The following is a 26,550-nucleotide window of genomic DNA, read 5'->3' on the forward strand; positions in this document are numbered from 1 at the left end:
AGAAACCAACCAGAGTAAACCCATGCAAAATAATTATAGATCCAAAGCCTTTAAAGCTTGGTTAGATAAACTACAACAAGAAAGTTGGCAGTTAGAATTAATTATCTCTGGGTTTGCAATTTATGGATTAACGCAAGTATTTGGACCTTTAGAATTATATCAGTCTATTGCTCAAAACGAAAACAATCAATTTTATTTAATTACACTAACAATAGTTTTAATGTCGTGTTGGATTTTAATTACGACCCTATTACTACATGTTATCCTCAGAGGTTTATGGATTGGCGCTTTAGGGTTGCGCTATGTCTCAGGTGATATTGATTATAAAAAATTAAATTACAGACCTAAATTTGACCGCTACTTACGTAAAAAGACAGGCTCTTTTGATAAGTATATTGCCTCCTTAGAAGATTATTGCAGTATTTTATTCGCTGTCTCCTTTTTATTGATATTTTATATTCTTTCCATATTTTTAACCATTGCAGCCATTACACTTATCGCCTATTTTTTTATCAATGATCACAAAGAAAATCCTGTTATCTTATATGTTATTGGAATAGCGCTATTACTATTTATTATCTTTGGAATGCTCTTAACTTTTATTGATTTTTTGACTCAAGGGTATTTGAAAAAAAACAAATGGTTGGCCAAAATTTACTTTCCGTTTTATTGGGTGTTTAGCTTTATTACACTCTCGTTCCTATATCGACCATTAGTACATAATTTTTTAGACAACAAATTTGGAAAACGTTTAAGCTTTGCATTAATCCCTATTTATTTTTTAATTATAATGGCATCCTCCTACTCGTATAACAGATCTAACTATTTTACAGCAACGGATAATTCGAACGCATTTATAGCAAACAATAACAATTATGACGAAAGTATTTCTGATAAAAACTTGTTTATAAAAAAGGCTTCCATTCCTTCTAAAATTATAAACACAGCGTATTTGCCTGTTTTTATTGATTACCAAAAAGGAGTTGAAGATGCTGTTTTTAACTTTAATCCATCATTAAAACCTGAAGAAGACATCCGTGGTCTTAAATCGGCTATATTCATGGGTATACATGATGCTTCATCTCAAAAAAGCAATGACAGCTTAAAACTAGAATACATAAAAACAATAACACGTATTTACAGCTTTAAAATAGATAGTTTAGAGTATACTAATCCTGATTTTATATTTGCCAGACATAATAACAACCAAAATGGTTTTGAAACAGTGCTATCTCTTAAAAACATAAAAGAAGGTAAGCACGACTTAAGTGTTTACAGGTTATCAAAAACAGACAGTACACAAACACAAGACACCATAATAACCATCCCTTTTTGGTACTATAAAAACTAAGTTTCAATCATGCAAATCGTTTCTACCAACATCGCCAAACCAACAACCATTGAATGGAATGGCAAAACGCAAACCACGGGCATGTACAAAAACCCAACGGATGCAGGTATTTACCTTGAGAAAGAAGACGTGAAAGGTGACGAAGTCTCAGACAGAAAGCATCATGGCGGTATTTTTAAAGCCTGTTACTTATTTTCGGAAGACCATTATGACTATTGGAAAAACTTATATCCCGACATAGACTTTAATTATGGCGTTTTTGGCGAAAACCTAACCGTAAAAGGATTAGACGAAACTAAAATTAAGGTTGGCGATATTTACAAAATAGGAACTGCCCTAGTCCAAGTGACGCAACCAAGAGAACCTTGTTTTAAACTCGGTATACGGTTTGGCACACAGACCATTCTTAAACAATTTATCAGTCATGCACGTCCAGGAACCTATATCCGTATTTTAGAAGAAGGGCTTGTAAAACCCGGAGATAAAATGACACTGATACAAGCTGCAAAAAACAGTCTGTCGACTACACAATTATTCACGTTACTTTTTGCCAAACAAAAAGACCAATCACAATTAGCTTTAATTATAGACAATGACGCCATCCCAATTAAAAAGCGTCAAAAATTAGCGGCTTTCATAAAAAACTAAATAGAACACAAAACCGATAAGTTTCATTAACTTATCTTTGCCGCAATCTATTTTTAAAGCCAAATTCTTGAAAGATCTTTTACTAATAACGCCACCTTTTACCCAATTAAATACGCCCTATCCTGCAACTGCCTATTTAAAAGGATTTTTAAATACTATTGGGGTTTCTGCCTTTCAGATGGATTTAGGGATTGAGGTGATTTTAGAATTATTCAGTAAAAAAACCTTTGAAAAACTTTTTGAATTAGCTATAGAAAACGACTCCATTTCGACAGAAAACGGGCAACGTATTTACACGCTAAAAGATGATTATTTACAGCCTTTAGATGCTATTATTTTATTTCTACAAGGTAAAAATCAAACATTAGCACGACAAATATGCACGACAAACTTCCTACCACAAGCCTCTAGATTTGAACAACTAGAAGATATGGACTGGGCTTTTGGAGAAATGGGAATGCAAGATAAAGCCAAGCATTTAGCGACCTTATATCTTGAGGATTTATCAGATTTTATTATTGAATGTATCGATCCTAATTTTGGATTTAGTAGATATGCCGAGCGTTTGGGACAAAGTGCCAATGCGTTTGACGAGCTTTATGATAGTCTAAAAAACACACCAACGTTTATTGATCAGTTAACCTTGGGTATTTTAGAAGACCGATTAAAAACCGTGCAACCAAAACTAATCTGTTTTTCGGTTCCCTTTCCAGGGAATTTATACAGCGCGTTTAGATGTGCACAATTTATAAAAGCGAATTATCCAGAAATTAAACTTGCGATTGGTGGTGGTTTTCCAAACACCGAATTACGCCAAGTGACAGACACACGTGTTTTTGACTTTTTCGACTTTATTACGCTAGACGATGGCGAGCTACCCATTGAGTTATTATACCAAAACGTTTGTCAGTCTAATAACAACCAAAGTACTTCCGAAACTGACTTAGAAAACACTCTAGAAAACATCCTAGAAAACGATGACACAAATAGCAATAACACAGGTCATGCTGAGCGCAGTCGAAGCACTACAATAAGCAAAGACACAAATAGCAATAGTCACGCTGATCGCAATCAAAGCACTTCAATAACCGTTGATCACAATAGCAACAACACCAGTCATGCTGAGCGCAGTCGAAGCACTACAATAACCAAAGACACAAATAGCAATAGTCACACTGATCGCAATCAAAGCACTACAATAACCATTGACCAAAATAGCAACAACACCAGTCATGCTGAGCGCAGTCGAAGCACTTCTCTAAACAATAATCACAATAGCAAAGAAAAACAATACAAACGCACCTTCCTTTTAGAAGATGGGAAAGTCGTTTATAAAAACAACACTACAAGACCAGAATACAAACAACTGCAAGTAGGCACACCAGACTACTCAGATTTATTGTTAGAGGATTACATTTCGGTTATAGAAATTGCTAACCCGATGCACAGTTTATGGAGTGATGGACGTTGGAATAAATTAACCATGGCACACGGCTGTTATTGGGGAAAATGTACGTTTTGCGACATTTCTTTAGATTACATCAAAATTTACGAACCCATTGCAGCTGCCCTTTTAGTGGATCGCATGGAGCAATTAATTACGCAAACCGGAGAAAACGGGTTTCATTTTGTGGATGAAGCAGCACCGCCTGCATTAATGAAAGCGTTAGCCTTAGAAATTATAAAACGAAAACTTACCGTTACATGGTGGACTAACATCAGATTTGAAAAAAACTTTACTCAAGATTTATGTTACTTATTAAAAGCCTCAGGTTGCATTGCCGTCTCTGGAGGTTTAGAAGTGGCATCAGATAGACTATTAAAACTCATTGATAAAGGTGTCACTGTGGAGCAAGTGGCGCAAGTGACGCGTAATTTTACGCAAGCCAACATTATGGTACACTCCTACTTAATGTATGGTTATCCAACACAAACGGAACAAGAAACGGTTGATAGTTTAGAGATGGTCCGACAGTTATTTGAATTAGGCATTATTCAGTCTGGGTTCTGGCATCAATTTGCATTAACAGCCCACAGTCCGATTGGTTTAAACCCTACCGAATATGGGATTACACCCAATTACAAATCCATTACATTTGCCAATAATGATATTGATTTTACGGATAGCACAGGTATTAATCATAGCCAATTCAGTTTCGGTTTAAAAAAGTCGTTATTCAATTTTATGCACGGGATTGGTTTTGATATGGATTTACAAGAATGGTTTGATTTTGGGATTCCGCAGACCTCAATTGCCCCTTTTTATATTGAAGATTGTTTAAATACCGAAACAGCATTAACCACCAAACCAACCGCAAAAATTGTGTGGCTTGGACATTTACCTTTAGTTGCGGAGCGTACAAAAACTAAAAAAGGGTTTACAAATGAATTATTAGACCTGACGTTTCACGATAAAACGGAGCGTCTTCAAATGACATTAAATAAGCCTGAAGGCGAATGGTTGCTTGACACACTAGAAACCTTAAAACCAACAAGTGGCAAAAGTGTTTCTTTTTCAGCATTAAAAAAAGACTTCGAAACTCAGTTAGACGATTTTGAGTTATTCTGGTTTTCTAAACCCATGCAAAAACTGAAAGACTTTGGATTGCTGCAGTTATAATTAACACAACATTAATTTCGCCGAAAGGCATTAAAAGTTACCTTTGTTTTAATGCGAAATAAGATAAAGACCAATTTAAAAACCATCGAGTTATTTCTTAAAGGTTCAGGCTTTTATAGAGGAGTAGTTTTAACCGTTGCTATTGTTTTACCATTAGCTATTTTTAATGTTTTAGACCTGTTTGCTTACGCGCCCGCCATTGCACTAGGTACTTTTTTAAATGCCCCAAGTGATGTCCCAGGAAGCTTAAGACGTAAAATAAACGGCATCTTAATTAGTATTATACTAACGATGTTAGTAACGTTTATAATCTTGTTAACCAAACCCGTTTTTGTTATTCTGCTTATCGCCATTGCGGTTATAAGTTTTGCGGTTAGTTTGATTTCTGCTTATGGTTTCAGAGCCTCTTTAATATCGTTTTCAGGATTATTAGCGATTGTATTAGGTTTAGCGGTTAACAAACCTGATTTTCAATCTATTATTTTACACGTCGGCTTAATTGGTGTCGGTGGCTTATGGTATTTAGTAGTGTCTTTATTGTCTAATTGGGTGTTTCCAAGAAAAGACGATGACCAATTATTATCAGATACATTATCGCTTACTGGCCAATACTTAAAAATAAGAGCCAAGCTATTAACCAAGCCTAATAAACGGGAGAAGTATGCTAAAAAAGCATTAGTCCTTCAAACCCAAATAAGCGAAAAACACGAAACCTTAAGAGAGCTACTTTTAGAGGGCAGAAAACGTTCTGGACGTTCCTTTTCTAACGAAAGACGACTTTTAATTTTCATTTCATTAATTGACATTTTTGAATTAGCCTTAGCAAACACTTTAGATTACACCAAAATTGACACTCTATTTGGTTTAGAAAAACAGCATTTAAATACCTTTAAAAAACTAAATAAAGAACTAGGAAATCACCTTATCAAACTATCTGTATTATTCATAAAAAAAGGCAATCTTCCTGATATTGAATTATTAAACAAAATAGCTGCAGATACAGAGACTGCAATTCAGGATTACGTTACAGAAGTGACACTACCTAAAGCCAGAGAAGGTGCGATTACCATGCGTAACCTTCAAGATTATCAGAAGCAATTATTCCAGGAAGTAAAAGTTATAAGACGCGTTTTAACCAAAGTAAAAAATAATGCCAAGGCGTCTTTAAAACCTCTAGAATCTAAACAGTTTTTAACCTCTCAAGATTACAGACTAAATATATTAATACAGCATTTTAGTTTAAAATCGCCAATGCTTAGGCATGCCTTACGATTGGCTTGTGCGATTATATTTGGTTTTCTTTTAGGAAGTGTTTTGGATTTAAAAAATGCGTATTGGATTATTCTAACCATAATTGTGATCATGCGTCCCAATTACGGGTTGACCAAAGCGCGTTCTAAAAACAGAATTATCGGAACCCTAATTGGTGCTATAATTGCCACCACTATTATATTAATTACCAAAAACACGACGGTCTATTTAGTATTAGCAATTGTGTCTTTAACGTTTGCGTTTTCTTTAATACAACAAAGTTATAAAGTAGGTGCCGCCTTTATAACCTTACACATTGTATTTGTGTACGCGCTTATAGATCCAGATGCTTTTACTGTAGTGCAATATCGTGTTATTGATACCGTAATTGGTGCCATAATAGCAGTGATAGCAAATTACTTATTATTCCCTAGTTGGGAATACAAAAACCTTGACACCGTATTAGCCTCTGTAATTACCTCTAATAGTAATTATTTAAAAGCGACCAAAAAGCTATACCACAACAAGGAAGAAAACACATTGGCTTATAAAGTATCTAGAAAAGAGGCGTTTTTAGCCATGAGTAATCTAAATGCAGCCTTCCAAAGGTTAACGCAAGATCCAAAATCTAAACAAAAAGAATCCGCTTTAATATATGAGATGGTCACACTAAACCACACCATATTATCTGCAATAGCTTCGATTGGACGTTATATTTTAAATCACAGCACAACACCTGCTTCCGAAGAATTTGATACTATTATTGAAGGTATTACAGGAACTTTATTGCATTCTGCTTCGCAATTAGAAAGTACTAAAACCGTTCTTGTGGCCGAAGAAAACAAAATATATCAAGCGCATAAAAAACTACAAAAACGCTATGATAATTTATCTTTAAAACGAGATAGTGATATTGAAGCCGGGCAAACAATAATTGACGACAACATGTTATTAAACCTTCAGGAAGCGCACTTAATTAACAATCAATTACTGTGGTTAAAATCGTTATCAGCCAATTTAACTAAAACGACTGTAAAGTATAAGTCGGTTTTTAATTAACCTGCTATAATGACTTTCAAAAAATGGTTTCATTAAAAAACACCTTAAACCGCATTACTTTGGTTAAAAAAAACAACTTATAATGAAACAATACATATATATTAGACTCTTCGGTATTGCTACTGTCACTTTTTTAACAAGTTTTTCTGTAAACAAAAACATCTCCATTTATACAGCTATCCCAACTGCTGAAAAAAACATTTTAGTAGCATATGGTCAAAAAATTTATACTCGAGAACTTTGCAGTCAATGCCATACACAACAAATAAAAAATCAAACGCAACAACTAATTAGCCTAGATGGATTAGGTGAAAAGTATTCTAACGAGTGGTTGTTTTATTTCATAAATGATCCTCAAATAATTGTTCCTAATTCTAAAATGCCCGCATACCCTAAATTAAAAACTAATCAACTTAAAAGAGCTGTCGTAGTACAAATTGCAACAGATAAAAAATTACAAGTAGATCAGGATACGATATGGGAAACACTAACTAATGAAGCCCAAGTCATTTCTAAATCTACAACCGTTCCAAGCGAAAACAACACTACCGAAATACTAGCTTTAATTGCCTATTTGCAGCAAATTCCGATGACTCCAGAATTTGAGAAAATTACAAAAACAAGGAAAGATAAGCTCCAAAAAGAAATCGCTGCTTCTGATAAAAAAAATCTAATTCTTAAAATTGCAAACGATGCGAATAGTATTGAATTAGGGGAAAGAATATATAACAATAATTGTCATGCTTGTCACGGACAATTTGGTCAAGGAGGCATAGGCCCAAACTTAACAGACAACTACTCGTTACATGGCGGAAGCAAAAAAGAGATTGCTAAAGTTATCCAGTTTGGTGGCACACCTGGAAAAGGTATGATTGCATGGAGACATGTATTATCTCCTGAAGACATTGGTCAAGTAACAGCTTATGTATATGCTTTAAAAGGAACAAATCCCGATAACGCCAAAATACCAGAAGGCGAACAAGACTAATCCGTTTTTCTACAAAATTAAACAGTTGACTAGGTCGATTTAAGTAAATCTATTAAAAAACAGACTTTACTCATTGAAAGGTATAGTTAACTCATTCCTCTTTTTAATCCACCCTTTATTTATATAAGTTTGATGTATAATAACATTTAAACCTATAGCTCATGCAAAATCAAATCAACTTAGACATTACAACACCTTGTTCGGAAAACTTTAATCAATTTACACCAACACCAAAAGGTGGCTTTTGTAAGTCTTGTACAAAAGAAGTGATTGACTTTACATCCATGAATACTGATGAAATCACAATCTTCTTCAATAAAAAAGACACTAAAAATACTTGCGGTCGATTTAAAAGCACACAATTAACAGCATACCCATCAAAACCTACAAAAAGTAAATACAGTTTTATAAGCGCTATCGGTCTAGCTTGCCTAGCACTATTCTCTTTTACTGGTGCCAAAGCACAGGACACGGTTGCAAAAGACACGACTCCTAATATCAGACTTAATCAAACTAATCAAAATAGCGCTGTAACAGGAACAATAGTAGACGAAAACAACTTACCATTACCGGGCGTCAATATTGTTTTACAAGGTTCTGCTATTGGAACTGAATCTGATTTTGATGGTAATTTTGTCTTTCCTCAAAAAGTGAAAAATGGAGACATATTAATCTTTAGTTATGTTGGTTACGAGTCTAAAAAAATGACGATTCAGAATAACAATGCAACTGCAAACATGGTATTAAATGTAAGTTTAAACAACGACTCTTATATTTTAATGGGTAAAGTGGCTGTTAAAGAAGTCTATTCTTCTAAAAAGGATTAATACTATTTATATGAAAAACAGACTTATACTATTTTTCTTTTTCATAGTTAAATTAACTATTGCGCAAGTTTCGGATTTTAAATCTATCTCTTTTACAAGAGCCGATAATATTGCTAAATTAAATGCTAATGCTAGTTTGGAAAACTTACCATTACTTGCGCATAATTTAACTTACAAACTAGATAATGATGCCGAAAAATTTAGAGCAATTTATACTTGGGTTTGTACTAATATAAAAGGCGATCTTAATCAAGACAATAAAGTTAGTAAACAACGTAAGCGTTTTAAAAACGATAGCTTAGCGTATATAAAATGGAATAACACCTATCAAAAAACAGCATTTAAAAAATTACTAAAGCATAAAAAAACCATGTGCACAGGTTATGCTTACCTAATTAAAGAACTTTGTTTTTTGGCAAATATAGAGTGTAAAATGGTTAATGGTTATGGACGCTCTACCACCACCAATGTGACATCTTTAGATTTAGCCAATCACTCTTGGAATGCAGTAAAACTAAATAACAAATGGTATTTATGCGATGCGACATGGTCCAGTGGGTATTTTGTAAATAGTGTTTTTATAAAGGATTATAATCTGGGTTACTTTTTGACAGACCCTACTCTGTTTGCTAAAAACCATTATCCTTTGGATAAAAAATGGTTATTAAATGACACGTTAATATCCTCTAATTTTATAGCGTCTCCAATAGTTTATGGCGATACGTTTACCCATAAAATCATTCCGATTGGTCCTAGTAATTTAAACACAACCCATAAAAAAGAGGACACGTTTACAATTAGTTTTAAATCATTAAATAGCTTAGATATTAAAGATATATCGCTAATTAAATATTCTGGATTTAAAACTATTCCTTTCAAAATTAAAGATCTAAAAAACAATAATGGATTAGTATCCTTTAATTACAAATTTGAAAATAAAGGGGTTTATGATGTTCATTTAAAAATCAAAAATGACATCGTTGCAACTTATACTGTTACGGTAATTACAGAGTAAAAACAACCAGGTTATTCTAAAAATATTAAACCACATTAAATGCTTGGAAAAAACTACCTTTGTAGCAAATTCTAATTCATGTCATTTAAAGACTTACAACTTAACAGACCTATTTTACGCGCTATTGCGGAAAAAGGATACGATAACCCAACATTAGTACAGGAAAAAACCATTCCGTTAGTGCTAAATAAAAAAGATGTGATTGTTTCTGCACAGACTGGTACAGGAAAAACAGCTGCTTTTGCATTACCTATTTTACAGTTATTGTATGACAAACAAGAAGGTCCCAAAAAAGGTAAAAAAATTAAAGCCTTAATTGTAAGTCCAACAAGAGAATTAGCAATACAAATTGCAGAAAACTTTGAAGCTTACGCAACATATACCAACCTTGACAGTACGGTTATATTTGGTGGAGCGTCTATAGAACCTCAGATAGAAAAGTTACGTAAAGGCATTGATATATTAATTGCAACTCCAGGGCGTTTATTAGATTTACATAAGCAAGACGAAATTAATCTAGACTATGTGCAAACCTTAGTCCTTGATGAAGCTGATTTAATGTTAGACATGGGCTTTATTGATGATGTTAAAAAGATTGAACGTCTTTGTCCTAAAACAAAACAAACGTTATTATTCTCTGCAACCATACCTTATAAAGTAGAGCAATTAGCAAGTACGATTTTAAATGAGCCACAACGTATTGAGGTTGCTCAAAACAGTTCGACTTCAAAAAATGTTAATCAATTACTTTATTTCACACCTAAAAAGGACAAAATAGAATTAGCATTACACCTACTTCGCAATACCATAAAAGGAAACATTATTATTTTTAGACGTACCAAATATGGTGTGGATAAATTAGAAAAAACCTTACTTAAAAATGGCTATTTAGCGGATAGTATTCATGGTGACAAAAGTCAAACAGCAAGACAAGACGCCTTAAAACGCTTCAAGAAAAAAGAAATTAATATCTTAATTGCAACAGATGTTGCCGCACGTGGTATTGATATCGATCATTTAGATGCTGTCGTTAACTTTGATTTACCAAGTGTACCAGAAACGTATGTCCACAGAATTGGTCGTACAGCTCGTGCAGGGCAATCAGGTATGGCATACTCTTTATGTAGTGCTGACGAAAAAACATATTTAATAGATATTCAAAAACTGATTCATTTACAATTAGATGTTATAGACGATCATCCTTATCCTTTAGATCCAAAAGCAAAACCTATTGTGCACAAATCAGCAAAATCTGGTAGTAAGCATAAAAAAGGACGTAAAAGTGAAGCGTCTAAAAAGAAGAAAAAGCGTTGGTATTAATAAGTAACATGATAGCAATCATTTAATCACACCTTCAAAAAAGCATAAAATGAAACATTACGTCACCCTACTTTGCATTTTTACATTATTTACAGCTTGTAAAAACGATAAAACCGTAAAAGACAGTACAACTGCTGAGACTTCTGTAAAAAACGAAGCTTTTAGTATAATGCTAAACGATTTTTATGAAGAAGGTTTAAAGCTAAACCCATTAAGTGCGACATCGGCTGGAGATAATCGCTATAATAATAGCTTACCAAATACACTAACAGACGCCTTTTCAGAGAAAGAAAAAGCATACTATTCGGATTTTAAAGCTAAAGCGGAATCTTATAGCAACTCACAGCTTGAAGCCAAACAACAATTAAGTCGTGACATTTTAATCTGGGATTGCGATATTAATTTAGAACGTTTTGATTTTAATGAAAACTACACGCCTATCAACCAAATGTGGACCAAACAATTAACAGTTGGGACTTTGGCTAGTGGCGCAAGTTCTCAACCTTTTAATACAGTCGAAGATTACGACAATTGGTTACAACGTGTAGACCAGTATTTAGAATGGGTTGCTTCTGCTGAAACAAAAATGAAAGCAGGTATTGATAACAAACACGTTTTACCAAAAGCTTTAATCGCTAAAGTTGTACCACAATTAAAAACAATTGCAGAAACGACATTAGAGGATCACCTATTTTATACACCAATTAAAAATTTACCAGACAGTTTTTCTGACGAAGACAAAACACGTTTGACAACAGCTTATGCTAATATGGTGTCAAATAAAGTTATTCCTGCTTACACATCGCTTTATAATTTTATGAAAGACGATTATATGGCAGCTGGTAGAACAACTAGTGGGATTGACGATACGCCAAACGGGAAAGCCTATTACGATCATCAAATCAAGTTATACACCACAACGACAATGACCGCTGATCAAATACATAATTTAGGTCTAAGTGAAGTGAAGCGTATTCTTGCCGAAATGGAAAAAGTAAAGACACAAGTTGGGTATGAAGGAGATATTATTTCGTTTTTTGACTACGTCAGAAACAACAAAGACTTAACACCATACACCACACCTAAGCAAATAATCGACAACTTTAATGCGATACATGACACCATGAAACCGCAAATTGCTAAACTATTTGATGTTAAGCCTAAAACAGCTTTTGAAGTAAGACAAACCGAAAAATTTAGAGAAGCGTCTGCTAGTGCAGAATATAACCCAGGATCTTTAGACGGCACACGACCTGGTATTTTTTACACACCAATTCCTGATGCTACAAAATATAACGTCTTTAGTGACGAAGCTTTATTTTTACACGAAGCTATTCCAGGACACCATTATCAAATCTCATTACAACAAGAAGACACCGAGTTACCAAAATTCAGAAAAACACTATGGTATAGTGCTTATGGTGAAGGTTGGGCGTTGTATTGCGAATCTTTAGGGAAAGAACTAGGATTATACACTGATCCTTACCAATATTTTGGAATGTTAGGTATGGAAATGCACCGTGCGATCCGTTTAGTTGTGGATACAGGAATGCACACTAAAGGTTGGACAAGAGAGCAAGCGATAAAATACTCTTTAGACCATGAAGCAGAAAGCGAAGCGAGTATCATTTCGGAAATCGAACGTTATATGGCAAATCCAGGACAAGCACTATCATATAAGATTGGGCAATTAAAAATCATGGAATTACGTGCTAAAGCAGAAAAAACCTTAGGTGATCGTTTTGATATTGCGCAGTTTCATAATCAAATATTAGAACCAGGTTGTGTACCATTAGCGCTACTTGAAACTAAAATAGATCTTTGGATTGAAGCGTCTAAATAAATCACAAAAGACCACACCCGTCAACCTGAACTCGTTTCAGGTTCTCACATAAAACACCGCAATCCAAAATAATGTGATTCCGAAATAAATCCAGAATGACGTCCATTAATAAAATTAAGATATTTCTGTCGTCAACCGGAACTCGTGTCAGATTCTCACATAAAAAACAACAATCCAAAATAATGGGATTCCGAAATAAATTCGGAATAACGGACATTAATAAAATTAAACCACATCAATCGTCAACCTGAACTAGTTTCAGGTTCCCACACAAAAAACAACAATCCAAAATAATGGGATTCCGAAATAAATCAGGAATGACGTCCATTATTAAAATTAAATCACATCAATCGTCAACCTGAACTAGTTTCAGGTTCCCACATAAAACACAACAATCCAAAATAATGTGATTCCGAAATAAATTCGGAATGACGGACATTAATAAAATTAAGATATCTCTGTCGTCAACCTGAACTCGTTTCAGGTTCCCACACAAAAAACAACAATCCAAAATAATGTGATTCCGAAATAAATTCGGAATGACGTACATTAATAAAACGAAGACATCTCTGTCGTCAACCTGAACTCGTTTCAGGTTCCCACATAAAACACAACAATCCAAAATAATGGGATTCCGAAATAAATCAGGAATGACGTCCATTATTAAAATTAAATCACATCAATCGTCAACCTGAACTAGTTTCAGGTTCCCACATAAAACACAACAATCCAAAATAATGTGATTCCGAAATAAATTCGGAATGACGGACATTAATAAAATTAAGATATCTCTGTCGTCAACCTGAACTAGTTTCAGGTTCTCACAAGAAACTAATAATACAATACTTAAATAAGTATAAAAAGCCTTCTCTTTAGTGAAGGCTTTTTAATTTCCAAATTATTCAAATAATTACTGAAACATTTAAGTATAATCTTTAAATTAGACCATGCTAAAAAAACACCTACTTCTCGCTTTCACTTGTTTTGTTTCGTTTTTAAGTCAATCACAAAACAAAACACTACTATCTACAACCAACGAACCGGTCTCTTTTGCTACTATTTCATTTGGAAACGGAAACGGTTTGTTTGCAGATGACGAAGGTAAATTTCATTTTACAAAAAAATTATATTCAGATATTGACTCGCTATTTATTTCGGCTTTAGGCTACAAAGATTTAAAGTTAGCAACAGCCACCCTAAAAGACACAATCTTTTTAGAATCAAAAGCAGACTTGTTGGACGAAGTTATAGTTATCGCTAGACCTACTGGAAAATTTAAAGAAATCACCTTAAAACCAACAGATCACAACGATTATTATAAATGTTGGTTACCAACAATAGAAAGTGAAATCGCGGTATTTTTCCCAAATGAAGACAATAAACCAAAGCATTTAACCAAAATATTGCTTCCTATAAAAACAGAAACTAAAGATTGGGACAAACGCGGGAAAAACAAACAAACCAAACGCCCCTTTTCGACTTTATTTAGAGTCCAATTCTATAAAAACAATAATGGCTTACCTGGAGAGGTTTTAACCTATGAAAAAGTGATATTTATTGCCACAGAAGACACCAAACCTATATTTGAATTTGATGTTTCAGGTTTTGACATTTTTGTACCTAAGGACGGTATATACGTATCCATACAAGTATTAGGTTTTACAGACAAAAACGGTAAATTACTGCCCAACAAAAAATATAAAGAAGTAAAAACAAGACGTGGCATCGTTAAAGTATCCACAACGTTTAGACCTTTATTACCATTTACAGATCAAATTGAGACTAAAACAACTTATGTCAAACGTGTGTTTCATAACAATGGACAATGGATTCTTTTTGATAAGAAAAATGTAAATAATTCCAACCTATTAAACGCAGGTTTAAACAATTATGGTATGGGCTTAAAAATGGCTGTTTATAAAGAACAGTAATCTTTTAAAACGACACTTAATCCTATAAAAAACACACTATATAGTTTTAATCCAAATTAGCGCTAAACGTGTTGTTTTTTGACTTTTTTGTAGTATTTTTAGTATTCATTCTATTTTAAATGAAGGAGAACAGTTTATGACAGAAATCGATATTGAAAAAGAAAATGCAGAAATTGCAAAAGCCTATAAGCATCTTTTAAAAGTGAGTTATCGTACCTTATCTACGGACGATAAAAAACTAATTAGAAAAGCTTTTGATGTTGCGGTGGAAGCCCATAGTCATCAACGCAGAAAAAGTGGTGAAGCTTATATCTTTCATCCAATTGCAGTTGCTAAAATAGTTGCCGAACAAATTGGTTTAGATGCGACCTCTATTGCTGCTGCCCTATTACATGATGTGGTAGAGGACAACGAAAATTATTCTGTCAAAGACATTGAAGATTTATTTGGAGAAACTGTTGCCAAAATAGTTGATGGACTGACCAAAATTTCGTCTTTAAGTAAAGAGAAAGACATGGATGTATCTTTACAAGCCGAAAACTTCAGAAAAATGCTATTAACTTTAAATGATGACGTTAGAGTGATCATTATAAAAATAGCAGACCGCTTGCACAACATGCAAACCATGGACAGCATGCGTCCAGATAAACAAGAAAAAATAGCATCCGAAACCTTATATATTTACGCCCCTTTAGCGCACAGAATTGGGTTGTATAATATTAAAACGGAATTAGAAGATCTAGGTTTAAAATATACAGAACCTGAGATTTATAATGACATTTTACACAATATAAAAGAAAGTAAAGAACAACAAGATGCTTATATTGAAGAGTTTAATGATGTAATCAAAAAATCTTTAGATAAAGAAGGTTTAAATTACAATATAAAAGGACGTCCAAAATCTATTTTCTCTATTAAAAGAAAAATGGATAAGCAAGGCGTTTCCTTTGACGAGGTGTACGATAAATTTGCGGTTCGTATTATTTATAAAAGCGACAGAGAAAACGAAAAGTTTTTAGCTTGGAAAATATATTCAATTGTTACCGATCACTTTAGACCAAACCCTACCCGATTACGTGATTGGATATCATCACCAAAGTCCACAGGTTACGAAGCATTACACATTACCGTAATGGGGCCCAAAGGACGCTGGGTAGAAGTCCAAGTCCGTAGTGAGCGCATGAACGAAATCGCGGAAAAAGGATATGCGGCACATTACAAATACAAAAATGCGGATGATAAAGAGGATAATCTAGACATTTGGATTAATCGTTTGCAAGAAGCTTTAGAGCACGCCTCTACTAATGCTGTTGACTTTGTAGAACAGTTTAAACTGAATTTGTATTCTAAAGAAATTTTTGTGTTTACCCCTAAAGGGGAATTAAAGTCGTTGCCAAAAGGAGCTACGCCTTTAGACTTTGCGTTTAGTATACATACTGAAGTTGGTAAAAAAACAAGAGGCGCTAAAGTAAACGGAAAATTAGTCCCATTAAGTCACGTTTTAAATAGCGGAGATCAAGTTGAGATTATCACCTCAGAAAATGCAAAACCTAACCCAAACTGGTTAGATTATGCCACGACTGCTAGAGCTAGAGGAAAAATAAAATCCTTATTAAAAGAAGATACTAAAATAATAGCTGAGGATGGTAAAGAGATTTTAAGACGAAAATTAAAACAACTTAAAATCACCCTAAACGAAAAATCGGTTAATGAAATGGTTAGCCATTTTAATTTAAAAACTAGTTTAGATTTATTCTATCGTATTGGTACCGGAAGCATAGATAACACCATGCTTAAGGAATATTCCGCATCAAGAAGTAATGCCTTAGTCAGCTTCTTTAAAAATAAAATAACTAGAAAACCAGGTACTAATCCTGACGATATACATAAAGAAGAGATTACTAATAAGTATGATTTATTAGTCTTTGGTAAAGAGGAAGAAAAGTTAGATTACAAATTAGCCAATTGCTGTAATCCCATTCCCGGTGATGCTGTATTTGGGTTTATTACTATTAATGACGGAATTAAAGTGCACAAAAAAAACTGTCCAAATGCGCTAAGTTTACAATCTAACTACGCGTATCGCATTATTCAAGCACGATGGATAGATTCCTCTCAACAAGAATTTGCTGCACAAATTATATTATCTGGTATTGACAACTTAGGATTAGTCAATGAAATCACTAAAGTCATATCCTCAAACATGCATGTCAACATGAATAGTATAAGCTTCCAGAGTGATGATGGTGTTTTTAAAGGAAAAATAAATGTCAAAGTTCATAATAAATCAATGCTAAAAAAACTGACAGATAACCTTAAAAAAATCAATGGTATTGATAAAGTTACTAGAATTTAAAGTTTAGTTGTTAATAACTGTCTAATAACACAGTTGTCAAATTATCTTTTTTTATGGGTACAACCTCAAAAAAAGATGTAAATTTGTTGGGTATTTATGAGCGGAAAAACAGATATAAAAAATCAAGAGATTGTAAAAAACGTCTTCACCTCTTTTTTAGAAGACAATGGACATAGGAAAACGCCAGAACGTTACGCTATACTCCAAGAAATATATTCAAATTCAGAACATTTTGATATAGAATCTTTGTACGATAATATGAAGAATAAAAAGTACCGCGTGAGTCGTGCTACTTTATATAATACTATAGAGATACTTTTGGATTGTGGGTTGGTAAGAAAACATCAGTTTGGTAAAAACCAAGCACATTATGAAAAATCCTATTTTGACAAACAGCATGATCATGTTATACTTCAAGATACAGGAGAAGTCATAGAGTTTTGTGATCCTAGAATCCAAGCAATAAAAAAAACAATAGAGGAAGTGTTTGATATCGAAATATCAAAACACTCTTTATACTTTTACGGAAACCGAAAAAAAACTAATAACAACACAACAAATTAAAGATGGCAGTAGATTTACTACTTGGTTTACAATGGGGAGATGAAGGCAAAGGAAAAATTGTCGATGTATTAACCTCTAAATACAACATTATAGCACGTTTTCAAGGAGGTCCAAATGCAGGACATACCTTAAAATTTGACGGAATAAAACACGTACTACGTACTATACCTTCGGGGATTTTTCATAAAGAGGCTATGAATGTTATTGGAAACGGTGTAGTAGTCGATCCAGTTGTTTTTATAAAAGAATTAGAAGGTTTAGACCAATTTGATATTGATTATAGAGCTAAACTAATTGTTTCAAGAAAAGCACATTTAATCTTACCAACGCATCGTTTATTAGATGCTGCTAGTGAAGCTTCTAAAGGAAAAGCCAAAATTGGTTCTACTTTAAAAGGTATTGGTCCAACATATATGGACAAAACTGGTAGAAATGGGATCAGAGTTGGTGATCTAGAAATGGATAGCTGGAAAGAAAAATACAGAGCTTTAGCTAACAAGCATGAAGCTATGATTGCTTTTTATAATGTAGACGTACAATACGATCTAGATGAAATGGAAGTTGAATTTTTCGAGTCTATTGAAAAACTTAAAGAATTACAATTTATAGACAGCGAAGCGTATTTACACCAATCACTTAAAGAAGGTAAAACCATTTTAGCTGAAGGTGCTCAAGGGTCGCTTTTAGATATTGATTTTGGAACGTATCCATTTGTAACTTCAAGCAACACAACAGCAGCAGGCGCTTGTACTGGTTTAGGTATTGCACCTAACCAAATAAAAGAAGTCTTTGGTATTTTTAAAGCATACACAACACGTGTAGGTTCTGGACCATTCCCAACAGAGTTATTTGATAAAGATGGTGAAGAAATGGCTAGAATTGGTCAAGAATTTGGAGCTGTAACAGGTAGAGCAAGACGTTGTGGATGGTTAGATTTAGTAGCCTTAAAATACACGTGTCGCGTTAATGGTGTGACGCAATTAATGATGATGAAAAGTGATGTTTTATCTGGTTTTGAAGCTTTAAAAGTAGCTACTGCTTATAAATATAAAGGCGAAACAATTACGCATTTACCGTTTAATATAGAACCGGAAAATGTAGAACCTATTTATACTGAGTTTAAAGGTTGGAGTGAAGACTTAACTGAAATGAGTGAAGCGTCTCAACTACCAAAAGAACTTAATGATTACATTAGTTTCTTAGAAAAAGAATTAGAAACACCTATTAAAATAGTATCTGTCGGACCAGACAGAAAGCAAACTATTTTTATGTAATTCAAAATAAACGTTTAAATTACAAACCTGCTATTCAGTTTAATAGCAGGTTTTTTCATCTTAAATTATTCCTAATACATAATAGTAAGTCTATTAAATCGTTATTTTTACACCAAACAGTCGCAATTTGAAATTTACTAAATATACTCCCTTTTTATTCCTTGTATTTATCATGCAATTAGGAATGGCCCAACAAAAAAACATCGAGATTAAAGACTCTGGTGCATTTGGTGATATTGATGAAGAAAATTTTCCTGGTGCAAGTATCTTGACGAGAAGTGATCAAGGACAAGTCCACATATACCATGATGGTATTGACATGTTTTGTGACAGAGCTATTTTTTACGGTAAGGAAGATTTTATAGAAGCCTACGGTAATGTAAACATGAAACAAGGAGACACTCTCAATTTAACCTCTAAATATGTCGAGTATTCTGGAAAAACACAATTAGCCTTTGCTAGTGGTGATGTTGTACTTACAGATCCACAATCGACAATTACCACTGATACTTTATATTTTAATAGAGTTAATCAAGAATCCTATTACAAATCTGGAGGAAAAGTAGTCAGAGATTCTTCAGGAACTATAACTAGTCGTGTGGGGCGTTATTATATGAATGAAAAAAAATACCGTTTTGTAGATAGTGTGAAATTAGTAAATCCGCAATACGAGTTAAATACAAAAACCTTAGACTATTATTCAGACAATGGACATGCTTACATGTATGGTCCTTCAACAATTGTTGGTGATAGCAGTAAAATTTATAGTGAACGTGGTTTTTATAATACCACAGATGACACAGGGTACTTTGTAAGAAATTCAAGAATAGATTACGATAATCGCGTGGTAGTTGGTGACAGTATCTTTTTTGACAGAAATCGCAATTTTGCATCAGCAACCAATAATATTACAGTAACTGACACAATAAATAGTAGTATTATAAAAGGCCATTACGCCGAAGTCTATCGTGCCAAAGATTCGGTTTACATCACAAAACGCGCCTTAGCCATTACTATTCAAGAGACGGATAGTATTTACATGCACGCAGACACCTTAATGATTACTGGTAAAGCGGACCATCGTATAACCCGAGGTTTTTATAATGGTAAAGTGTATAAATCAGACATTAGCGCTAAAGCCGATTCGATTCATGCCGATCACAAATCTGGATTAACCCAGTTAATTAACTTAGCTAGACTTAATAAAGGAGATGCCTTTTCGGCAGCTCGAAAACCCATACTTTGGAATATTGACAACCAAATGACAGGAGACACCATTCATTTAAAATCAAATCCAAAAACTGAAAAGTTAGATTCACTTATTGTTTTTAATAACGCTTTCCTAATTAGTAAAGATACACTTAGCGAAGACGGCTATAATCAAATATCCGGTAAACGACTGATTGGCTTATTTGATGATAACAATGATATTAATGAAGTACATATTCTTAAAAATGCAGAATCTATAAATTATAGTAGAAATGATAAAGATGAATTAATTGGTATTGAAAAATCAAAATCGGGAGATATCACAATCTATTTTGAAGACAAAGAAGTTGTAGAACTTAGAAAAATAACGCAGTTTGAAGGAAAGCTATACACCGAGGAAGACCTTCCTAAAAATGCGAGAAAACTAAGAGGATTTGATTGGCGTGATGATGAGCGCCCTAAATCTGTTGAAGACTTATTCAAAGACGATCCACCTTACGTCTTGCCTGTCATAAAAGGACTAGACCCCTATAAAGCTGACGAAGAGTTTTTTGGAGACGCTTTAATTGGACGTATCAACAAAGCTGACAAAGAAGCGGATGCAAAACAACTGAATAAAAAAGATGAAGCACCAAAAGCCTCTAGAACGGTACCTAAGAAATTTTTAAATAAGACTGCTACTGGAGTTAAAAAAACAGCTAAAAAACCAGAATTAAAACAAGAAGACGAAAAAGAATAATGTATGACCGATGGTTTTTTTAAATATCAAGCACAGACTTCTCCATATCCTTTAGCCTTAGAAATCTCTCATGCCAAAGGAAGTTATATCTATGACACTAACAATAAAGCCTATTTAGACTTTGTTGCCGGCGTGTCTGCCTGTACATTAGGGCATTGTCATCCAAAAATAGTTGATGCTATTAAAAATCAAGCCGATAAATATCTACATGTCATGGTTTATGGAGAATATGCACAACAACCTGCGGTCGACCTTTGTGCTTTTATCGCCAAACATTTACCGGCGCCATTAGAGTCAACGTATTTAGTAAACTCGGGTACAGAAGCTATCGAAGGTGCTTTAAAACTTGCCCGCCGTGTTACAGGTCGTAGTCAAATAATAGCAGCCCATAATGCCTATCATGGCAATACTATGGGATCTTTAAGTCTAATGGACTTTGAAGAACGCAAAGCGCCTTTTAGACCTTTATTACCAGATATCAATCATATTACCTTTAATTACGAACCACATTTAAAACATATTACTACAAAAACAGCAGCTGTTATTGTAGAAACTATTCAAGGAGGTGCTGGATTTATCGAACCTAAAAACAACTATCTAACAGTATTAAAAGCAAAATGTGAAGCGGCTGGCGCCCTTTTAATTTTAGATGAAATACAACCAGGTATTGGTCGTACTGGTAAATTATTTGGTTTCGAAAATTATAATGTCATTCCCGACATTGTGGTCACAGGAAAAGGATTGGGAGGTGGCTTACCTATTGGTGCTTTTACAGCCTCAAAAGCACATATGGATACACTCCAAGATAGTCCTAAACTAGGACATATCACCACATTTGGAGGTAATCCACTAATTGCAGCTTCCGCTTTAGCGACATTAAAAGAAGTTGTAAATAGTGACTTAATGGCAGAAGCTTTAATAAAAGAACAAGTGATAAGACAACACTTAAAACACCCTTTAATTACTCAAATTAGAGGTCGAGGTTTAATGCTAGCAGCACTCACCACATCGGCGGACATCACAAACAAAGTCATTTTAGAAGCTCAAAATCAAGGCCTAATTTTATTCTGGTTACTATTTGAACCAAAAGCAATACGTATCACGCCACCTTTAACCATTAGCATTGCACAAATAATAAAAGGTTGTGGCATTATTATTGACTTATTAGATAAAATAAGTGATCGCAACTAGTACATAAGTTACTAAAAGTCACCAAAAAACATATAAATCCCTGTAATTGTTGATTACTTTGTTAAAAACAAAAATGGTTTAGGCCGTAAAACAAGTAAGAGAACATTACATTTATTACACTAGAAACACCTAAACAGTGCCTATGGAGTTTAGCCAAGAAGAACCTAATAAAGTATCACTCAAAAAATTCGAATCTATGTTAAAAACAAACCATGTGTTGTTTTTTGATTCGGATGAGTTTGAAAATATAATTCACCATTACCTTAATCAAGGTAAAGTATCACTAGCAAAAAAAGCGATTAAATTAGGGTTGGACCAACACCCAACCTCGACTAATCTTAAATTGTTTCAAGTAGAAATTTTTGTATTTGAAAACAAGCTAAAAGACGCGAATCAATTATTAGATGCCTTATATGTTTTAGAATCTTCAAATGAAGAGGTTTATATTCAAAAAGCAAATATTTTATCTAAAGAAGGTAAGCATGAAGACGCAATAAAAGTATTAAATAGAGCCTTAGATTTATCCGAAGAAACGTCTGAATTACATTCTTTAATAGGGATGGAATACTTGTTTTTAGATAATTTTGAAGAAGCAAAACAAAGTTTTATGCGTTGTTTAGCGGAAGATTCTGAGGATTATTCGTCTTTATATAATGTGATGTATTGCTTCGATTTTTTAAATGAAAACGTAGAAGCCATAAACTTTTTAAATGCGTATTTAGACAAACACCCATATTCTGAAGTGGGTTGGCACCAATTAGGAAAGCAGTATTATACAATCAAAGCTTATAAAAAATCTTTAAGCGCCTATGAGTTCGCTATTATTTCAGATGATACCTTTGTTGGCGCATATATAGAAAAAGGTAAAGTTTTAGAAAAATTAAAACGATACAATGAAGCTATAGAAAACTACGCTTTAACTCTAGAGTTAGAAGATCCAACGTCTTTTGCTTTATTACGATTGGGATGTTGTCATGAAAAATTAGGTCAAAACAAGTTAGCAAAACAGTATTATTATCAAACCGTTAAAGAAGATCCCTTATTAGATAAAGGATGGATTGCAATTACTAAGTTTTATAATAAACAGAAAAATTACCAAAAAGCACTATACTACATCAATAAAGCAATAAACATTGATGAAGATAACGTGTCTTATTGGAAGTTATATGCAAAAATTAATCATAGATTAAACTTTTTAGAAGAGTCAGAACGTGGTTATAAACGCGCTATAGAGTTAGGTAACTACGAATTAACGTCTTGGTTACAGCGTTCTGATATTTTAGTACAATTAGGTGAATTTGAATCTGCGAGTTTTAATTTAATACAAGCGGCTGAGTTTTATCCTGAAAATGCAGAAATTGAATTCCGATTAGCAGGTATTTACTATACGCTACTAGAAACAGAAAAAGCCAGTTATCACTTAAAAAACGCCTTTACTTTTGACAAGGAATTTCTAATTGTTATTGAGGAATTGTTCCCATTTGTCTATCAGTCTACTACCTTTAAAAAGGCATTAAAAAAGTTACAATAATTTAGACTTAAAACGTTTTTTGCATACCTTTGATTACTAACAAAAATTAAACTATGCAAAGACGTTTAAAAGATTATCTTTTAATTAGCTTAAAAGGGGTTGCAATGGGAGCTGCCGATGCTGTCCCTGGTGTTTCAGGAGGTACAATCGCTTTTATTTCTGGTATTTATGAAGAGTTAATTTCCACTATAAGTGGTGTTAACTTAGCGCTGTTAAAAACTCTAAAATCAGACGGATTTTCAGCCTTTTGGACAAAACTTAATGGTAATTTTTTAGTAGCACTTTTAACAGGTATTGTTATCAGCTTTGTGACATTTATGCGCTTAGCCAAATATCTACTAGAACATCATCCGGTTTTAATTTGGTCTTTCTTTTTCGGATTAATTATAGCTAGTATTTTATTTATTGGTAAACAAATTACTAAATGGTCACCCAGTGCCATACTTGCAATTATAGTCGGTGCTATTGCTGCTTTTTATATTACTAGTCTCCCATCTTTAGCTAGCAACACAAATTCTTACTTTTTATTTATTGCGGGGGCTATAGCTATTTGTGCAATGATATTACCAGGTATTTCTGGTAGTTTTATTTTAGTAATTTTAGGCGCTTACAAAACATTAAGTAATGCCTTTTCTGACTTTGACATTAAAAAAATTGGTTTATTCGCAGCAGGAGCAGTCGTTGGTTTACTTAGTTTTAGTCACGTTTTAAAATGGTTATTTAAAAATTATCATAATACAACATTAGCCGTACTTACAGGTTTTATTTTAGGCTCGTTAAATAAAGTCTGGCCTTGGAAAAAAACAGTTTCGGTTATGGTTGACAAAACAGGAGACATCGTACCCTTTAGTACTATTACAGATTTTGGAACCTTATCCTTTTTTCAAAAAACGACTAATGATTTTGACTCCTACAAAACCGTATTAGAAGAAAGTGTGTTACCGATACACTATAACGAGCTAAATAATTATTTAGCTAATCCACAAACAATGTTAGCGATTGGATTAATGATTGCAGGTTTTTTAACTATTTTTATTCTAGAAAAAGTAGGCAACAGAGCGTCATAAATGGAGAATACACGGACATTAAAAGATAAGATATTCTTAATCTTAAAAGGATTAGGTATGGGAGCAGCTAACAAAGTTCCTGGTGTATCTGGAGGTGTTGTTGCGTTTGTTGCTGGTTTTTATGAAGAGTTTATTCATTCCCTACAAAAAGTAAGCGGGACCGCTTTTAAACTATTAATAAGAGGGCGTTTTAAAGCGTTTTATCATTATATCAATGGTCGTTTTTTAACCTTATTATTCTTCGGGATGATTGTCAGTTATTTTAGTATTTCTAAAATATTAGATTATCTAATCACCCATTATCAATTGTATGTTTGGAGTGTCTTTTTCGGGATGATAATTGGCTCTATCTATTATATTAGTAAAGATTTTAAAGATTGGAAAACAACTACCTATTTTGCATTAGCAATTGGAGCTGCACTAGGTTTAGGGATCAGTTTTTTAGATCCCGCAACAGAAAATGATAATCTAGTTTTTGTATTTTTCTGTGGTATCATAAGTGTTTCTGGAATGACGTTACCTGGGTTTTCAGGATCATTTATATTAATCTTACTGGGCAACTATGTCCTATTATTAGTAGACTCCGTAAATGCTTTATTTGATACATTCTCAGAAATATTAATTGGCGATTTCAGTTTTACATCAAATTTAGAACGCATCAGAATGCTTAAAGTACTGACGGTATTCACTATTGGATCCGTCGTCGGATTGGTGACGTTTTCTCATGCCCTAAACTATATTCTTAAACATTATAAAAGTGTTACCATGGCCTCAATAATTGGATTTATTGTAGGCTCTTTAGGTGTGGTATGGCCTTTTAAGCGTACTATTTATAAAATGACCGACACTGGTGCTTTTCTAATGGATTCTAGACATCATAAAATAATAGAAAATTACGAACGTTATTTACCAGAATTAAATACCGAAACTTACCTTGCGTTTTTCTACACGCTTGTAGGAATCGCCATTGTATTAGCTTTAGAACTTTATGGACAAAAAACAGGACGACAACATGCGTAAATATGGTTTATTAGGTAAAGACATCTCCTACTCTTTTTCGCAAAATTACTTTACTTTAAAATTTAAAGATGAAGTTATTAACGATGCTACTTATCAAAACTTTGATATTCAAAACATTGAAGAATTTAAAACAAGTATTCTAAAAACAGAAGGTCTATCTGGTGTAAATGTCACCATTCCTTACAAAGAAAGTATTATTCCTTTTTTAGACCGTTTAGACAAAAAAGCAGAACAAATAGGAGCTGTCAACACAATAAAATTCACAAAAAAAGGATTCCTTAAAGGTTACAATACAGATATTTATGGTTTCAAAAAAACCATTAAGCCCCATCTAAAAAAACACCATAAAAAAGCGTTGATTTTAGGAACTGGTGGCGCTAGTAAAGCCATTGCTTTTGTTTTAAAAGCATTAAAAATTGATTTTCACTTTGTATCTCGTCAAGATTCAGAAAAAGCGAGCTATACCTACGATACACTTACAGAAGACATTATTAAAGACCATCAAATTATTATTAATTGTTCTCCTGTTGGCACATTTCCAGATGTTAATGATGCTCCAAACATACCATATGAAGGGATTACCTCTAAACATATATTGTTTGATTTAATTTATAATCCGTCACAAACTGTATTCTTAAAAGAAGGTAAAAATAGAGGAGCAACAACGATCAATGGTTATGATATGTTAGTCTTTCAAGCTGAAAAATCTTGGAAAATTTGGAATAAACGACTTTAAATCACGAGTA

General features: G+C 33.5%; 19 protein-coding genes. All 19 read left to right on the plus strand.

The features are described 5' to 3' along the window. Positions 1-22 precede the first annotated feature (22 nt). The 19 genes from E9099_RS02025 (at position 23) to E9099_RS02115 (ending at position 26,540) form a co-directional block, all read left to right on the plus strand. Positions 23-1,351, plus strand: coding sequence for a DUF2207 domain-containing protein (locus tag E9099_RS02025; RefSeq protein ID WP_136582077.1), 1,329 nt, complete (start codon positions 23-25; stop codon positions 1,349-1,351). 9 nt (positions 1,352-1,360) lie between these two features. Continuing rightward, entirely contained in the window at positions 1,361-1,999 is a 639-nt protein-coding gene (locus E9099_RS02030) for an MOSC domain-containing protein (RefSeq protein WP_136582078.1), read from the plus strand. 67 nt (positions 2,000-2,066) lie between these two features. Further along, positions 2,067-4,619, plus strand: a complete 2,553-nt coding sequence (locus tag E9099_RS02035; protein ID WP_240788938.1) for a B12-binding domain-containing radical SAM protein — start codon at positions 2,067-2,069, stop codon at positions 4,617-4,619. Positions 4,620-4,670: 51 nt separating this feature from the next. Beyond that, entirely contained in the window at positions 4,671-6,929 is a 2,259-nt protein-coding gene (locus E9099_RS02040; RefSeq protein ID WP_136582079.1) for an FUSC family protein, read from the plus strand. Positions 6,930-7,011: 82 nt separating this feature from the next. Then, positions 7,012-7,917, plus strand: coding sequence for a c-type cytochrome (locus E9099_RS02045; protein ID WP_136582080.1), 906 nt, complete (start codon positions 7,012-7,014; stop codon positions 7,915-7,917). Positions 7,918-8,078: 161 nt separating this feature from the next. Then, entirely contained in the window at positions 8,079-8,744 is a 666-nt protein-coding gene (locus tag E9099_RS02050) for a carboxypeptidase-like regulatory domain-containing protein (RefSeq protein ID WP_136582081.1), read from the plus strand. A gap of 10 nt (positions 8,745-8,754) precedes the next feature. After that, positions 8,755-9,759 carry a transglutaminase domain-containing protein gene (locus E9099_RS02055; protein WP_136582082.1) on the plus strand — a complete coding sequence of 335 codons (1,005 nt, stop codon included), beginning with the start codon at positions 8,755-8,757 and terminating at the stop codon, positions 9,757-9,759. A gap of 78 nt (positions 9,760-9,837) precedes the next feature. Beyond that, a complete protein-coding gene (locus tag E9099_RS02060; RefSeq protein WP_136582083.1) occupies positions 9,838-11,079 on the plus strand; it encodes a DEAD/DEAH box helicase in 1,242 nt (413 codons plus the stop codon). A gap of 49 nt (positions 11,080-11,128) precedes the next feature. Continuing rightward, complete coding sequence (locus E9099_RS02065) at positions 11,129-12,922, plus strand: DUF885 domain-containing protein (RefSeq protein ID WP_136582084.1); 1,794 nt, start codon at positions 11,129-11,131, stop codon at positions 12,920-12,922. 947 nt (positions 12,923-13,869) lie between these two features. Continuing rightward, positions 13,870-14,853 carry a carboxypeptidase-like regulatory domain-containing protein gene (locus E9099_RS02070; protein ID WP_136582085.1) on the plus strand — a complete coding sequence of 328 codons (984 nt, stop codon included), beginning with the start codon at positions 13,870-13,872 and terminating at the stop codon, positions 14,851-14,853. A gap of 136 nt (positions 14,854-14,989) precedes the next feature. After that, positions 14,990-17,209 (plus strand): RelA/SpoT family protein, encoded by a 2,220-nt coding sequence (locus E9099_RS02075; RefSeq protein WP_136582086.1) that lies wholly within the window; start codon positions 14,990-14,992, stop codon positions 17,207-17,209. A 96-nt stretch (positions 17,210-17,305) separates the two neighbouring features. Continuing rightward, entirely contained in the window at positions 17,306-17,773 is a 468-nt protein-coding gene (locus E9099_RS02080; RefSeq protein ID WP_101017641.1) for a Fur family transcriptional regulator, read from the plus strand. 2 nt (positions 17,774-17,775) lie between these two features. Then, positions 17,776-19,047, plus strand: a complete 1,272-nt coding sequence (locus E9099_RS02085; RefSeq protein ID WP_136582087.1) for an adenylosuccinate synthase — start codon at positions 17,776-17,778, stop codon at positions 19,045-19,047. 127 nt (positions 19,048-19,174) lie between these two features. After that, complete coding sequence (locus E9099_RS02090) at positions 19,175-20,995, plus strand: OstA-like protein (RefSeq protein ID WP_240788939.1); 1,821 nt, start codon at positions 19,175-19,177, stop codon at positions 20,993-20,995. A gap of 3 nt (positions 20,996-20,998) precedes the next feature. Continuing rightward, positions 20,999-22,186 (plus strand): aspartate aminotransferase family protein, encoded by a 1,188-nt coding sequence (locus E9099_RS02095; protein ID WP_136582088.1) that lies wholly within the window; start codon positions 20,999-21,001, stop codon positions 22,184-22,186. A gap of 142 nt (positions 22,187-22,328) precedes the next feature. Beyond that, positions 22,329-23,717 carry a tetratricopeptide repeat protein gene (locus E9099_RS02100; protein ID WP_136582089.1) on the plus strand — a complete coding sequence of 463 codons (1,389 nt, stop codon included), beginning with the start codon at positions 22,329-22,331 and terminating at the stop codon, positions 23,715-23,717. Positions 23,718-23,770: 53 nt separating this feature from the next. Beyond that, positions 23,771-24,784, plus strand: a complete 1,014-nt coding sequence (locus E9099_RS02105; protein WP_136582090.1) for a DUF368 domain-containing protein — start codon at positions 23,771-23,773, stop codon at positions 24,782-24,784. Continuing rightward, entirely contained in the window at positions 24,785-25,804 is a 1,020-nt protein-coding gene (locus E9099_RS02110) for a DUF368 domain-containing protein (RefSeq protein WP_136582091.1), read from the plus strand. Beyond that, the gene (locus E9099_RS02115) at positions 25,773-26,540 is read left to right on the plus strand and encodes a shikimate dehydrogenase family protein (protein WP_240788940.1); all 768 of its coding nucleotides are present in this window, start codon (positions 25,773-25,775) and stop codon (positions 26,538-26,540) included. Before E9099_RS02110 ends, E9099_RS02115 begins: the two co-directional genes overlap by 32 nt. Positions 26,541-26,550: the final 10 nt, after the last annotated feature.

It is taken from the genome of Psychroserpens sp. NJDZ02 (assembly GCF_004843725.1).
Taxonomy (GTDB): Bacteria; Bacteroidota; Bacteroidia; order Flavobacteriales; family Flavobacteriaceae; genus Olleya.